The 13,796-nt window shown below is 73.7% G+C and carries 16 protein-coding genes; 5 read left to right on the top strand and 11 right to left on the bottom strand.

Features of this window, described 5'->3' with window-relative positions; all coding sequences use genetic code 11:
* Positions 1-27: 27 nt before the first annotated feature.
* Positions 28-432 (top strand): ectoine synthase, encoded by a 405-nt coding sequence (locus AAG589_RS13250; protein WP_430567713.1) that lies wholly within the window; start codon positions 28-30, stop codon positions 430-432.
* Positions 433-535: 103 nt separating this feature from the next.
* Here AAG589_RS13250 and AAG589_RS13245 read toward each other — a convergent pair whose 3' ends face one another.
* From AAG589_RS13245 to melA, 7 genes are all read right to left on the bottom strand, one after another.
* Positions 536-1,855, bottom strand: coding sequence for an RNA polymerase sigma factor (locus AAG589_RS13245; protein ID WP_430567712.1), 1,320 nt, complete (start codon positions 1,853-1,855; stop codon positions 536-538).
* A complete protein-coding gene (locus AAG589_RS13240) occupies positions 1,852-2,196 on the bottom strand; it encodes a YciI family protein (RefSeq protein ID WP_430568028.1) in 345 nt (114 codons plus the stop codon). The genes AAG589_RS13245 and AAG589_RS13240 overlap by 4 nt, the downstream gene beginning before the upstream one ends.
* Positions 2,196-2,573, bottom strand: coding sequence for a YciI family protein (locus AAG589_RS13235; protein WP_430567711.1), 378 nt, complete (start codon positions 2,571-2,573; stop codon positions 2,196-2,198). Before AAG589_RS13235 ends, AAG589_RS13240 begins: the two co-directional genes overlap by 1 nt.
* Positions 2,574-2,673: 100 nt before the next feature.
* On the bottom strand, positions 2,674-3,564 hold the full coding sequence (locus tag AAG589_RS13230; RefSeq protein ID WP_430567710.1) for a carbohydrate ABC transporter permease: 891 nt from the start codon (positions 3,562-3,564) through the stop codon (positions 2,674-2,676).
* Complete coding sequence (locus AAG589_RS13225; RefSeq protein ID WP_430567709.1) at positions 3,561-4,535, bottom strand: carbohydrate ABC transporter permease; 975 nt, start codon at positions 4,533-4,535, stop codon at positions 3,561-3,563. Before AAG589_RS13225 ends, AAG589_RS13230 begins: the two co-directional genes overlap by 4 nt.
* Entirely contained in the window at positions 4,519-5,832 is a 1,314-nt protein-coding gene (locus tag AAG589_RS13220; RefSeq protein WP_430567708.1) for an ABC transporter substrate-binding protein, read from the bottom strand. Before AAG589_RS13220 ends, AAG589_RS13225 begins: the two co-directional genes overlap by 17 nt.
* Positions 5,833-5,931: 99 nt before the next feature.
* The gene (melA, locus tag AAG589_RS13215) at positions 5,932-7,329 is read right to left on the bottom strand and encodes an alpha-galactosidase (RefSeq protein ID WP_430567707.1); all 1,398 of its coding nucleotides are present in this window, start codon (positions 7,327-7,329) and stop codon (positions 5,932-5,934) included.
* A gap of 90 nt (positions 7,330-7,419) precedes the next feature.
* Between melA and AAG589_RS13210 the strand changes: the two genes are divergently transcribed.
* The gene (locus tag AAG589_RS13210; protein ID WP_430567706.1) at positions 7,420-8,277 is read left to right on the top strand and encodes a helix-turn-helix domain-containing protein; all 858 of its coding nucleotides are present in this window, start codon (positions 7,420-7,422) and stop codon (positions 8,275-8,277) included.
* On the opposite strand, the gene AAG589_RS13205 is transcribed toward AAG589_RS13210, so the two are convergent.
* The 4 genes from AAG589_RS13205 to AAG589_RS13190 form a co-directional block, all read right to left on the bottom strand.
* A complete protein-coding gene (locus AAG589_RS13205) occupies positions 8,256-8,663 on the bottom strand; it encodes a hypothetical protein (protein WP_430567705.1) in 408 nt (135 codons plus the stop codon). The two genes, AAG589_RS13210 and AAG589_RS13205, sit on opposite strands and share 22 nt — an antisense overlap.
* A 4-nt stretch (positions 8,664-8,667) precedes the next feature.
* Positions 8,668-9,891 (bottom strand): threonine ammonia-lyase, encoded by a 1,224-nt coding sequence (ilvA, locus tag AAG589_RS13200; protein WP_430567704.1) that lies wholly within the window; start codon positions 9,889-9,891, stop codon positions 8,668-8,670.
* The gene (locus AAG589_RS13195) at positions 9,888-11,144 is read right to left on the bottom strand and encodes an AI-2E family transporter (RefSeq protein ID WP_430567703.1); all 1,257 of its coding nucleotides are present in this window, start codon (positions 11,142-11,144) and stop codon (positions 9,888-9,890) included. The genes ilvA and AAG589_RS13195 overlap by 4 nt, the downstream gene beginning before the upstream one ends.
* A gap of 101 nt (positions 11,145-11,245) precedes the next feature.
* On the bottom strand, positions 11,246-11,863 hold the full coding sequence (locus tag AAG589_RS13190) for a YdeI/OmpD-associated family protein (protein ID WP_430567702.1): 618 nt from the start codon (positions 11,861-11,863) through the stop codon (positions 11,246-11,248).
* Between the two features lie 114 nt (positions 11,864-11,977).
* On the opposite strand from AAG589_RS13190, the gene msrA reads away from it, so the two are divergent.
* From msrA to AAG589_RS13175, 3 genes are all read left to right on the top strand, one after another.
* On the top strand, positions 11,978-12,658 hold the full coding sequence (gene msrA / locus AAG589_RS13185) for a peptide-methionine (S)-S-oxide reductase MsrA (RefSeq protein WP_430567701.1): 681 nt from the start codon (positions 11,978-11,980) through the stop codon (positions 12,656-12,658).
* Positions 12,655-12,855, top strand: a complete 201-nt coding sequence (locus AAG589_RS13180; protein ID WP_430567700.1) for a DUF1737 domain-containing protein — start codon at positions 12,655-12,657, stop codon at positions 12,853-12,855. The genes msrA and AAG589_RS13180 overlap by 4 nt, the downstream gene beginning before the upstream one ends.
* 73 nt (positions 12,856-12,928) lie before the next feature.
* Positions 12,929-13,786 carry an aldo/keto reductase gene (locus AAG589_RS13175; protein ID WP_430567699.1) on the top strand — a complete coding sequence of 286 codons (858 nt, stop codon included), beginning with the start codon at positions 12,929-12,931 and terminating at the stop codon, positions 13,784-13,786.
* Positions 13,787-13,796: the final 10 nt, after the last annotated feature.

Raw genomic sequence — 13,796 nt, 5'->3', positions numbered from 1 at the left:
CCACACCCGAACTCCGGAGGTACCCCCATGCTCGTCCGCACCCTCGACGAGGTCACCGACACCGACGCCGACGTCAAGTCCGAGAACTGGCGCTCGAAGCGGATCATCCTGGCCAAGGAGGGCGTCGGCTTCTCCGTGCACGAGACCACGCTGTACGCCGGCACCGAGAGCTTCTTCTGGTACGCCAACCACATCGAGGCCGTCTTCATCACGTCCGGCGAGGGCGAGATCGAGGACCTCGCCACCGGCGAGGTGCACCAGCTGAAGCCCGGCTCGCTGTACCTGCTCAACGACCACGACAAGCACAAGGTGCGCCCCCGCACCGAGATCACGTGCGTCTGCGTGTTCAACCCGCCGGTCACCGGCCGCGAGGTGCACGACGAGAACGGCGTCTACCCGCTCGTCACCGAGCCGGAGACCGCCGCCGTCTGATCCTGTCCTCGCCGAGGTAGTCCGAAAATTGCCGAGGTAGTCCGAGGTCCGCGAGGTGGTCCGCCACCTCAGCCGGTCTCGGACTACCTCGGCAATTTTCGGACTACCTCGGCGTGAGGGCGGCCAGGCGGGCGCGCAGGAGGCGGCGGTCGCCCTCGCGGTCGACCTGGTCGAGCGCGCGGCGCAGCTCGACGACGGCGTCGGCGGGGCGGCCGGAGCGGGTCAGCAGGTCGGCGCGCAGGGCCGGCAGCAGGTGGTAGCCCGCCAGCGCGGGATCCTGCGCGACGGCGTCGACGGCGACCAGCCCGGCGTCGACGCCCTGCGCCTCCGCCACCGCGACGGCGCGGTTGAGCGCGACGACGGGCGTGGGCGTCATCTCGAGCAGCACGTCGTAGAGGGCCAGCACCTCCGCCCAGTCCGTCTCCCCCGCGGTCGCAGCCCGGCAGTGCAGCGCCGCGATCGCCGCCTGCACCTGGTACGGCCCCGGCCGGCGGGCGGCCAGCGCGTCGTCGAGCACGGCCAGCCCCTCGTCGAGCTCGTCGCGGTGCCAGCGCGCGCGGTCCTGGTCCGCGAGCGTGCGCACGACGCCGTCCGCCCCCGTCCGCGCGTCGCGGCGCGCGTGCTGCAGCAGCAGGAGCGCGAGCAGGCCGCGGGCCTCGGGCTCGTCCGGCAGGAGCCGGACGGCGAGCCGCGCCAGGCGCACCGCGTCGGCGGCCAGCGCCCTCCGCTCCGCGCAGCCCTCGACGTCGTCGGCGGGCTCCGCCCAGGCGTCGTACCCCTCGGTGAACAGCACGTACAGGACCGCCAGCACGGACGACGTGCGCTCGGCCAGCAGCCCCGGCGGCGGCACCCGGAACGCGATGCCCGTCGCCCGGATGCGGCGCTTGGCGCGCACCAGGCGCTGCGACATCGTCGCCTCCGGGACGAGGAAGGCCCGCGCCACCTGGGCGGTCGTCATGCCGGTCAGCGCCCGCAGCGTGAGCGCGACGCGCCCCTCGAGCGGCAGCGCCGGGTGGCAGCACGTGAACAGCAGGCGCAGCAGGTCGCCGTCGGGGTCGTCGGGCGCCCAGCCTTCCTCGTCCAGGCCGCGCTCGACCGCGTCGTGCACGCCGTCGCGCGAGGCGTCGGCCGCCCGGCCCGGCCCGTCGACGCGGTCGCCCCGCCGCGCGGCGGTCTCGCTCTTCTCCGCCTCCACCCGCCGTCGGCGCAGCACGTCCAGGGCGTGCCGCCGCGCCGTCGTCGTGAGCCACGCCCCCGGCCGGTCGGGGACGCCGTCGCGCGACCAGGTGCGCAGCGCCTGCACGAACGCCTCCTGCGCGGACTCCTCCGCGAGGTCGAGGTCGCCGGTGGCGCGTGCCACCGCGCCGAGGACGCGCCCCCACTCGCTGCGGAACGCGTCCTCGACGGCGGAGGTGGTGGTCACGCCGGCTCGGAGCCGTCGGTCGGCCAGAACGGGTGCACCTCGACCGTGCCGCCGTCCCGGCTGCCCGGGTGCTCGGCCGCGATCGCGAGCGCGGCCTCGAGGTCGGGCGCCTCGACGATGTCGAACCCGCCGATCACGTCCTTGGTCTCGGTGAACGGCCCGTCGGTCACCAGGGGGCGGCCGTCGGTCACCCGCACGCGCCGCACGTCGGCGGCCGGCCGCAGCCGCTCGCCGAGGATCCGGGAGCCGTCGGCGTCGTGCCGGCGCACCCAGTCCTCGATGGCGTCGTCGGGGCCGCGGTCGGGCACGTCGGGCTCGATGACCAGCATGAGGTACCGCATCACGCGCCCCCGTCCGTCGCGCCGGCGCCCTCGAGGTCCAGCGGCCAGAAGGGCCGCAGCTCGATGGCGCCCTCGTGGGCCATGGGGTGCTCTCCGGCGATCGTGATCGCCGTGTCGAGGTCCGGCGCGTCGATGACGTCGAACCCGCCGATCGCCTCCTTCGTCTCGGAGAACGGGCCGTCGGTGACGAGCGTGCGCCCGCCCCGCACCCGCACCCCGACGGCGTCGGCCGGCGGACGCAGCCGGTCGCCGAGCACGGCCGCCCCGCTCCCGTAGTGCTTCTCGACCCACCCCTCGATGGGCGGCGCGCCCGCGGCGTCCTCCGGCCGCAGCTCCGGGTCCTCGGGGGTGGACAGCACCAGCATCAGATAGCGCACGACGGTCTCCTTCGGGTCGGTCCTCATCCTGCACGGCCGCGGTGGCCGTGTACATGAGCACGACGAACGGGAACCCTCGGGACAGACACCTCGCCGACGACTACTTGATCCCCGTGCTCGCGATGCCCTGGACGAAGGTGCGCTGGAAGACGAGGAACACCACCAGCAGCGGCACGACGGCCACGGTCGCGACAGCCATGACGGCGCCCCACGGCGAGGCGAACGCCGGGTTGCTGGTCAGCGTGGACAGCCCGACCGGCACGGTGAGGCTCTCGTTGCCCTGCAGCACCACGAGCGGCCACAGGAAGTCGTTCCACCGGTTCATGAACCCGAGGATCACGAGCACCCCGACCAGCGGGCCGCACGACGGCAGCACCACGCGGAAGAAGGTGCGCAGCTCCCCCGCGCCGTCGAGCCGCGCGGCCTCGATGAGCGCGTCGGGCACGCCCAGCATGAACTGGCGGGCGATGAAGATCCCGACGACGTCGAACAGGGTCGGCAGGATCACCGCCCACGGCGAGTCGACGAGGCCGAGCCGCGCGACCACCAGGAACGCGGGGACGAGCGTCACCTGGATCGGGATCATGATCGTCACGAGGAACAGCGCGTACAGCAGGCCACGGCCGCGGAACCGGTACTTCGCGAGCGCGTACCCGGCGCCGAGCGAGACGCACACGGACAGCGCGGTGCCGACGCTCGCGACGAGGAGCGAGTTGCCGAGCCAGCGCCAGACCGGCTGCGTGGCGAAGACCTCGGTGAAGTTCCCGACGGTCGGCGCGTCCGGCCACAGGTAGAACTCGCTGCTCTGCGACTGCCCGCCCGGGGTGAGGGCCGAGACCACCATCCAGTACAGCGGGAAGACGACGAGGATCGCGACGGCGGTGAGGCCGGCGGTGAGCAGCCAGCGGCGGCGGTGGGAGCGCCGCTCGCGGGACGAGCGGCCGGGCCGCGGGAGCGTGACGGGCGCGGGGCGCACGGCGGTGGCGGTCACAGGAGCTCCTCGGCTTTCTTCGTCGCGCGCTGCCGCAGCAGCGTGAAGACCAGCAGGATCAGCACGAGCAGCAGCCCGAGCGCCGCCGCGTACCCCATGCGGGCGTCGGCGAACGCGGACCGGAACACGTACTGGATGAGGACGGTCGTGGAGAAGCCCGGCCCGCCGCCCGTCATCACGTAGATGACGTCGAAGGCCTGCAGCGAGAACACGACGTTGAGGATGAGCAGGATCGAGGTCGTCGGGGCGAGCATCGGCACGGTCAGCCGGCGGAACCGCTGCCAGCGGCTCGCGCCGTCGATCGCGGCGGCCTCGCGCAGCTCGGACGGGATCGACTGCAGGGCGCCGAGGTAGATCACCATGCAGAAGCCGATGCGCGTCCACACGACGACGAGCACCAGCGTGAGCATCGCCGTTCGGGGCGACGTCAGCCACGGCAGCCCCTCGAGCCCGACGGCCCGGAGCGCGTTGTTCGCGACGCCGTAGTCGGGGTTGAAGATCCACGACATGATCACGCCGACCACGACGCCGGCCGCGACCATCGGCACGAAGAACAGCGCCCGCAGCAGGCCTCGCCCGGGCAGCGGGCGGTTGAGCGCGACGGCGAGCGCGAGCCCGATCGCCATCGCCGTCGGCACCGTGCCGACGGTGAAGACCAGGGTGTTGAGCAGGGCCGTGCGCAGCAGCGGGTCGGACAGCATGGTGCGGTAGTTGTCCGCGCCCACCCAGCTGCCCTCGCCCAGGGTGGCGGTGTCCTGGAACGACAGCGCGACCGCGATGACGATCGGCACCAGCGAGAACGCGAGGAACAGCAGGCCCGCGGGGCCGACGAAGAGGTAGGGCGCCCACCGCGCGCGCCGGCGCCGCGTCGTCGCGCCCGCGGACGCCGGCCCGGCGACGGACGCGGAGCCCGCCGCCGTCGCGACCGCCGGGGTGCCGGGCACCGTGAGGGTCTCACCGTGTGGTGACACTGCGCATCGCCTCCGTCATCTGGGTGCCGCACTCGGCCGGGCTGAGCTCGCCGAGGAAGCACAGGTCGAGGTAGTCCGCGAAGACCGAGTTGAGCGAGCTGAAGTACGGCCCGGACTGGGCGCGCACCATGGACAGCGGGATGGTCGTGGCCTGGTCGATGAACTGCTGCATCGTGGCCTCGTGCCGCTCGTAGCCGATGTCGGCGGCGTCGAGCGAGGACCGGGCGGGCAGCCAGTTGCCGCGCCGGCAGAACTCCGCGACGTTGGCGCGGCTGGTGAGGAACGCGACCAGCTCGGCCGCGAGCTCGGGATGCTTGCTGGACCGGGTGACGGCGAGCGCGTTGCCGCCGAGGTCCGACGCCTCGCCCTCGTTGCGGATCATGTAGGTGGTGCCCCACTCGTCGGGGCGCGCCTCGTCGAGGGCCGCGATCGCCTCGGGGTTGTCGAGCAGCAGCCCGGTCTGGCCGGTGGCGAAGAGGTCGCGCCCGACGGCGCCGCCGCCGGACTTGCTCATGTTCGCCGGCGACACCAGCCCGTCCGCGTACCAGCGGCGGCCGAAGTCCAGCGCCCCGACGGCGGCGTCGGTGTCCATGCTCGGCGTCTCGCCGTCCTCGCCGAGGAACGCGCCGCCGTTCTGGTAGACGAGCGGCATCCAGCGGTACGCCGTCTCGGGGCCGCCCCAGCCGTAGCCGAAGCCGTACCGGCCGGTGATCCGCTGCGCCTCGCGCGCGATCTCGAGGAACTCGTCCCAGCGCCACGCCTCGTCGAGGCTCTGCGGCACGTCCACGCCGATCTGCTCGATCACCCGCCTGTCGTAGTAGGTGATGAAGTTGTCGGTGTGCTGGAAGACGCCGAACAGGCCGTCGGCCTTGGCGCCGATCGCCCAGAACGGCTTCGACCAGTCGTCCTGGTACTCCGGCGGCACCGCGCCCGTGAGGTCCACGAGGCTGCCGTTGGCGGCGTAGCGCCCGATCTGCTGCGGGGTGATGCGGATGATGTCGGGCGCGAGGTCCGCCGCCAGCCGCGTGATGAACCACTGGTGGAACTGCCCGGTCGTGACCTCCACCGCGACGCTGGTGCCGGGGTGGGCCGCCACGAACTCGTCGGCGAGCGCCTGGTACGACTCCAGGTCCAGCGGGATGTTCCACGAGGACAGCCGCAGGTGCTTCGTGCCCGTCGGGGCGCCGGAGCAGGCCGCGAGCGCCCCCGCCACGCTGATCCCGGCCACCGCCAGGAAGCTGCGCCGGGACAGCCGCCGCGCGGCCGTGCCCCTGCCGGGCACCGCATGGGTCGGCATGTCGTCTCCTCTTCGTCGAGGGATCGTCGAGGGTCGTCGGGGTCCGCTGGTTGAGCCTGTCGAAACCCGGTCGGGGTTTCGACAGGCTCAACCACCGGCTCACCCGGCGAGCAGGGCGGACGCGGCCGGGCGCAACGCCGCCGGCAGCAGGGCGGCGTGCGCCTCGAGCAGCTCGTCGGTCATCGCCCGGACCTGCTCGAGCGTGCAGTGCGCCGACGTCAGCGGGTCCAGGGCGACGGCGTGGTGGACGTGCTCGACGTCGCCGGTGAGGGCGGCGCGGACGGCGAGGGTCTGCACGTTGACGTTGGTGCGGTTGATCGCCGCGAGCTGCGGCGGGAGCTCCCCGAACGACGTCGGCTGCACGCCGTTCGCGTCCACCAGGCAGGCGACCTCGACGCACGCGTCGTCGGGCAGGTTCGTGATCACCCGGCCCGCGTTCGGCACGTTGCCGTAGACGACGGCGGGCACCCCGGTCACGACCGCGTTGACGATCGACGCTCCGTACTCGACCGACGGGCTGAGGTCGGCCTTGAGCCGCTCGAGCTGCTCGTCCACGTCGCCCTGCTCGTCGTGCGCGGAGCAGATCTCGTAGTAGTCCCAGCGCTCCGGGATGTACTCGAGGACCGTGTCGGCGTCCTTGCGGAACCACGGCACGTACTCCGACGCGTGGTGGCTCGACTCCGTCTCGAAGTAGCCGAAGTGGTTCATCAGCGCGGTGCGCACCTGCTCGTTGCCGCCCTCGTACGTGCTGGCCGCGAGCGCCGCGTCGGAGTGGTCGCCGTCGTCGGTGAGCAGGTCGGCGGCCGCGCGCCCGGGCACGTGGCGCTCGCGCATGACCTCCCGCAGGCGCGGGTACAGGTCCTCGGTGCCGCGGCGGAACTCGAGGATCCACGCCTGGTGGTTGATGCCCGCGCAGCGGTAGGAGACCTCGTCGTACGGGACGCCGAGCGTGCGGGCGAGCATCCGCGTGGTGCCCTGCACGCTGTGGCACAGGCCCACGGTCCGCAGGCCGAGGGCGTTGAGGTACGCGGTGGCCATCGCCATCGGGTTCGCGTAGTTGATGAACTGGGCGTCCGGGCAGACCTCCAGCGCGTCGGCCGCGATGTCCTGGTACGCCCGCACCGAGCGCAGGAAGCGGAACACGCCGCCCGGGCCGACGGTGTCGCCCACGGTCTGGTCGACGCCGTACCGGCGCGGGATCTCGACGTCGTGCCGGTAGGACTCCACGCCGCCCACCTGGAACGTGATGATGACGAAGTCGGCCCCGTCGAGGGCGGCGCGGCGGTCGGTGGTCTGCTCGACGACGGTGGGCAGGCCGTGGTGGTCCACGAGCTCGCGCGCGGCGGTCGCCACCCGGTCCAGCCGGCCGGCGTCGAGGTCCATGAGGCTGAGCGTGGCCCCGCGCAGCGCGGGGAAGCTGAGCAGGTCGCCGATGAGGCGGAACGGGAACACGAAGCCGCCGGCGCCGATGATGGTGATCTTCGGGGAATGAGCCATGCAGCGACGCTAGGCCCGAGGATGGCGGTCGATCCTCCGGATCGGTCGCCCCGCTTTCCGGGATCCTTCGATCGCCCTAGGCTCCCCGGCATGACGCTGACGGTCGACGACGTCCGCCTGGAGGAGGCCGCCCTGTGGGTGCGCCACGGCGCGCCCCCGGTGATGGAGCACCCGCACCGGCACGACGACCTCGAGCTCAACCTCGTGCACTCGGGCCGGCTCGAGTACCTGTTCGGCGGGTCGACGCTGCGGGTCGAGGCGGGCCAGGTCGCGCTCTTCTGGGGCGGCACGCCGCACCAGCTGGTCGACCCCGAGGCGGTGGAGTCCGCCGTGTCGTGGGTGCACGTGCCGCTCACCGAGGTGCTGGGCTGGGCGCTGCCGACCGAGCAGATCGCGGTGCTGCTGCGCGCCCGGCCCGTGGTGGTGCCCGCCGTCGCGCTCGCCCGCGACGTCGACGCCCTCTTCGCCACGTGGCACCGCGACGTCGTCGCGGGCGGCGACAGCACGGTCGTCATGCTCGAGGCGCAGGCCTTCGTGCGCCGGGCGCTCGCGGCCGCCGAGGCCCCGGCGACGGCCGGCGGGCCCAGCGGCACGACGGACGGCGCGACGGCGCCGGGCCCCTCCGGCGCGACGGCGCGCGCCACCGCGATGGCCCAGTTCGTCGCGGAGCACTACCGCTCCCCCATCGCGCCGTCGGACGTCGCGCGCGCCGTGCACCTCAGCCCCAGCCACGCGATGACGCTGTTCAAGCGGGTGGTGGGCACCACCCTCGGCACCTACATCGCCCGGTGCCGGGTGGCGGAGGCGCAGCGGCTGCTCATCACCACGGACGCCACCACGGTCGAGGTGGGGCACGCGGCGGGGTTCACGTCGCAGAGCAGCTTCTACGACACGTTCCGGCACATCTGCGGGTGCGCGCCCGGCGACTACCGCCGCGCGCTGCGCTGAGCCGGGCGCCGCAGCGCCACCTGGGCGAGCGCCACCGCCGTGAGGGCCCCGCCGACCCAGAGCAGCACGCCCCGGTGCCCGGACATCAGCGCCCCGAGCGAGACGCCGAGCAGGCCGACGCCCACGACCAGCCACGTGGGCCCGCCGGGCCTCGCCACCGTGCCGCTCCGCCGCGTCTCGGCCGCCACCTGCCGCGCGACGACGCGGTGCGCCCACGGCCCGGCGACGAGCGCGCCGACCACTCCGACGCCGACGGCGATCAGCCGGCCGCGCGTCGCGCCGTCGTCGAGCAGCAGCGCGCCGCCGTACCCGGCGGAGAAGCCCAGCGCGAGGACCAGCAGCGGGGCGTCGATCCAGCGGACGCCCGACCCGACGGTCGAGATCATGCGGTCACGCGACGGCGAACCCCGCGGCGCGCAGCCGCTCCACGACCACCTCGCAGTGCTCGTGCCCCTTGGTCTCGAGCTGCAGGTTCACGAGCACCTGCGCCACGGTGAGCGAGGTGTCGGTGCGGGTGTGCTCCACCTGCGCGATGCTCGCGCCCGCGTGCGCGACGACGTCGAGCACCTCGGCGAGCGAGCCGGGCTTGTCGTCGATGCACACGCGCAGCTGCAGGTACCGGCCGGCGGCCACCAGGCCGTGCTGCACGACGCGCAGCAGCAGCAGCGGGTCGATGTTGCCACCGGTGAGCACGGGGACGACGGTGCCCGGCAGCGAGCCCGGCTCGGCGGCGAGCACGGCCGCCACGCCGGCGGCGCCGGACGGCTCGACGATCAGCTTGCCCCGCTCGGCCACGAGCAGCAGCGCGCGCGACATCTCCTCCTCGGAGACCGTGCGCACCTCGACGCCGAGCCGCGCCAGCACCTCGAACGGCACGTCGCCGGGGGTGCCGATCGCGATGCCGTCCGCCATCGTCGCGCCCAGCGGGCGCGGCACCGGGCGGCCCGCGGCGAGCGACTCCGGGTACGCGGCGGCGGTCTCGGCCTGCACGCCGACGACCTTGACGTGCGGGGCCGCCTCGGCGAGCACGGTCGCGATGCCGGCGACCAGGCCGCCGCCGCCGAGCGGCACGACGACCGTGCCCACGTCGGGCACCTGCTCCAGGATCTCGAGGGCCACCGTGCCCTGCCCCGTCACGACGTCCAGGTGGTCGAACGGGTGGATGAGCGTGCGCCCGGAGCGGGCCGCCTCCGCGCGGGCGGCGACGAGCGACTCGTCGACGCTCGCGCCCACCTGGCGCACCTCGGCCCCGTAGCCGCGGGTCGCGGCCAGCTTGGGCACGGACGCGTCCACCGGCATGTAGACGATGGCGTGGATGCCGAGCATCTGGGCGGCGAGCGCCACGCCCTGCGCGTGGTTGCCCGCGCTGGCGGCGACCACGCCGCGCGCCTTCTCCTCGGCCGACATCCGGCTCAGGCGGGTGTACGCCCCGCGGATCTTGAACGACCCGGCGCGCTGCAGGTTCTCGCACTTGAGGACGACGGGCGCGCCCGCGGCCTCCGACATGGCGCGGAACGCCTGCACCGGGGTGCGGGTGATGACGCCGTCGAGGAGCTGCGCCGCGGCGCGGACGTCGTCGAGGGTGACGCGTTCGATCGGGGGGTGTGCTGTCACTGACCTGTCTCTCGGTGCGGACTCGTGTCCGGACCCGGGTCGGGCGAGGCAGGGCCGTCGGTCGTGGTGCCCGTGGTCCCGCCCGTCGTCGTCTGCGACGACCCGCGTCCCGACCAGAGCAGGGTACCGGGCAGCTGAGGTCGTCGGCGCAGCAGCGGGAGATGGTCCTCGGTGCCGAGCTCGGGGAACTTGTCGTGCCCGTGGAAGTACAGCAGCACCGTGTTGAGCACGGCCGCGAGCGGCACGGCGAACAGGGCGCCGACGATGCCGGCGGCGAGGCTGCCGGCCGCCACCACGAGCACCACGGCCACCGGGTGCAGGGACACGGCGTGCCCCATGAGGAACGGCTGGAGGATGTGGCTCTCGGCCTGCTGCACCAGCAGCACGATGCCGAGCATGATGAGGGCGGCGATCCACCCGTTGGCCACGAGCACGACGGCGGTGGCGATGGCTCCCGTGACGATCGCACCGATGATCGGCACGAACGAGCCGATGAACACCAGGATGCCGATCGGCAGCGCGAGGGCGGGCACGAAGAACGCCGACCCGATGCCGATGCCCACCGCGTCGACGAACGCCACGAGAATCTGGGTGCGCACGTAGGCCGACAGCGTGACGAGCCCGCGGCGGCCGGCCTGGTGGACGGGCTCGCGGGCCCGCATCGGCAGCAGGTTGACCAGCCAGGTCCAGATGGTGCGGCCGTCGAGCAGGAAGAAGATCGTGCAGAACAGGGCGATCAGCGCGCCGACGAAGACGTGCCCCACGGTGGTGGCCGCGCCGAGCGCGCCCGAGACCAGCCCCGAGCTCTCCACGACCGTGTCCTGCAGCTGCTGCCCGTACTCGGACAGCTGCTTCGAGTCGAGGCTCAGCGGGCCGTCGGCGAGCCAGGTCGTGAACTGCTTGAAGCCCGCGACGGCCTGGTCGGCCAGGTCCTGGAAGCCCGCGACGATCGAGCGGCCGGCCAGCGTGACCAGCGCGCCGACCAGGACGATCAGGCCGATGATCGACAGCGCGGTCGCGAGGCCGCGGCGCACGTGCCAGCGCTCGAGGGTGCGGCGCACGGGCGCCAGCAGGATCGTCACCAGCAGCGCGATCGCGACGGGCACGACGATCGTCTTGAGGGCCGCCAGCAGCCACAGCAGGCCGGCGACGGCCGCGGCGATCAGCAGGAGGCGCCACGACCACGAGGCCGCGGCGCGGATGCTCAGCGGGACGGCGTCCGCGCCGGAGGGGGAGGTTCGGTCCGAGCTCACGGGCAAAACCCTATGCGGAGGGTGGTCCCGACGCGCGAGGCCACGCCCTGTGCCGCCCGCTGGTTGAGCCTGTCGAAACCCGGTGCGCGGTCTCGACAGGCTCAACCAGCGGCCGGGCGCCGCTTCTGCGGGTACGGCGTCTCGCCACGCTCCAGCATCGCGACGAACTTCGCCACGTTGCGCTCGCGCGCCGCCGCCGACTTGACGGCGCCGATGCGGTGCAGGATCGCGAACCGGTTCTGCGACGTGAGGACGTCGAACATCGCCGACGCCGCGGGGCTGGCCGCGAGCGCCGACGCCAGGTCCGGCGGCACCTGCGCCCGCGCCGGCCCTTCGTAGGCGTCCTCCCAGCGGCCGTCCGCCTTGGCCGCGTCGATCTCCGCCTGCCCCCGGGGGCGCATCCGCCCCTCCGCGGTCAGCCGCGCCACGATCTCCTGGTTGCGCACCGACCACCGGCTGCGCGGCCGGCGCGGGCAGAACCGCTGCAGCATCGAGTCCGCGCCCAGGGAGCGCATCTGCGCGTCGATCCACCCGCTGCACAACGCCTCCTCGAGCGCCGTCGCGTGCGTGAGCGTCGTCGGCGCCGGCCGGCCCTTCTTCGCGAGCACCAGCCACGCGCCGTCGGGCGTGTCCGCCTCGTGCTCGTCGAGCCACGCGCGCCACGCCGCGGGGTCGGGGAGCACGAGCTGGTCGGGCAGGTCAGGACGGTCGTCGGCCATGACGGGACCGTAGCGCCACCCCGCCGGCGCGGCGCGGGAACACGTGCCGGCGCGGTGTCGTTGCCGCTACCGGGACGGTTGCGTCCCGGCCATGAAGGCAATGGAGGTAACGCGATGAACTCGATCTTCGACCAGCTGCTCGGCCGCTCCGGCAAGCAGGCGATGGTCGCGCCGGAGGACGCGCTGCCCGGGCGCGAGTCGCCGGTGCTGCCGGCCGCCCGGCCCCACACGGTGCTCGGCACGTCGATCGTAGGGCCCTGGCCCGAGGGCACTCGGGTGCTGTACCTGGCGATGGGCTGCTTCTGGGGCGCCGAGGAGATCTACTGGCAGGTGCCGGGCGTCGTGAGCACCGCCGTCGGCTACATGGGCGGCACGACGCCGAACCCGACGTACGAGGAGGTGTGCACGGCGCGCACCGGGCACACCGAGACCGCGCTGGTGGCCTACGACCCGGCGCAGGTCTCCGAGGCCGAGCTGCTCAAGATCTTCTGGGAGCGGCACGACCCGACGCAGGGGTTCCGGCAGGGCAACGACGTCGGCACCCAGTACCGGTCCGCCGTCTACTGGACCACGCCGGAGCAGGAGCAGGCGGTGCGCGAGACCGCGGAGACGTACTCCGGGGTGCTCGCGGCGAAGGGCTACGACCCCATCACCACCGAGCTGCGCCCGGCCGCGGAGGCTGGCCCGTTCTTCTACGCCGAGGACTACCACCAGCAGTACCTGTCCGACGCGAAGAACCCGCACGGCTACCGCTGCCACGCGACCACGGGGGTCCCGTACCCCGACGCCGCATGACGGACGCCGGCCGGACGCCGGGCCCACCGCCCGACGGCCTCCCGGTGTACCGCGTGCTCACCGGGCCCGACGACGCCACGTTCTGCCACCGCGTGAGCGAGGCCCTGGGCCTGGGGTATCGCCTGCACGAGGGCCCGGCCGTGACGTTCGACGGCGAGCGCGTCGTCGTCGCCCAGGCGGTGGTCTGGCCGGGCTGACCACCCCGTGCCAGCTCGCCGGTCCGGCGGCGAGGATGGCGGCGGGGACGGCGGCGGGTGTGGGATGGAGGGCATGAGCGACCAGAACGCCACCCCCGACGTCCCCACCCGCACCGCCGCCGACGGCACCGCGATCCCCGCCGTCGGCTTCGGCACGTACAAGCTCAAGGGCTCCGGCGGCGCCGACGCGATCGCCCGGGCGATCGACGCCGGCTACCGGCTGATCGACTCCGCCTTCAGCTACGAGAACGAGGGCACCGTCGGACGCGCCGTCCGCGCGTCGTCCGTGCCGCGCGAGGAGCTGCTGATCACGTCGAAGCTGCCCGGCCGCCGCCAGGCCTACGACGACGCGGTCGCGACCGTCGAGGAGTCCGTCTACCGCAGCGGGCTCGACCACCTCGACCTGTACCTCATCCACTGGCCGAACCCGCGGATCGGCAGGTACGTCGAGGCGTACCAGGCCCTGGTCGACTGCCGCGAGCGCGGCCTGATCCGCCACGTCGGCGTCTCCAACTTCCTGCCCGAGCACCTCGACGCCGTCATCGAGGCCACGGGCGTGACGCCGGTCGTCAACCAGGTCGAGCTGCACCCGTACTTCCCGCAGGCCGACCAGCGCGCCGCCGACGCCGAGCGCGGCATCGTCACCGAGGCGTGGAGCCCCATCGGCCGCGCCAACGCGATGCTGACCGACCCGGTGGTGGCCGAGGTCGCGGCCGCGCACGGCGTCTCCCCCGCCCGCGCCATCCTGCGCTGGCACGTGCAGCTCGGCGTGGTGCCGATCCCCAAGGCGTCCAGCCCCGAGCGGCAGGCCGACAACCTCGACCTGTTCTCCTTCGAGCTCAGCGACGACGAGATGGCCCGCATCACCGGCCTCGGCCGCCCCGACGGGCGCACCGCCGACCAGGACCCGGCGGTCTACGAGGAGCTCTGACACCGGGCCG

This window comes from Isoptericola sp. F-RaC21 (assembly GCF_038593535.1).
Lineage (GTDB): Bacteria > Actinomycetota > Actinomycetes > Actinomycetales > Cellulomonadaceae > Isoptericola.
This window is presented reverse-complemented; position numbering and strand designations above follow the sequence as displayed.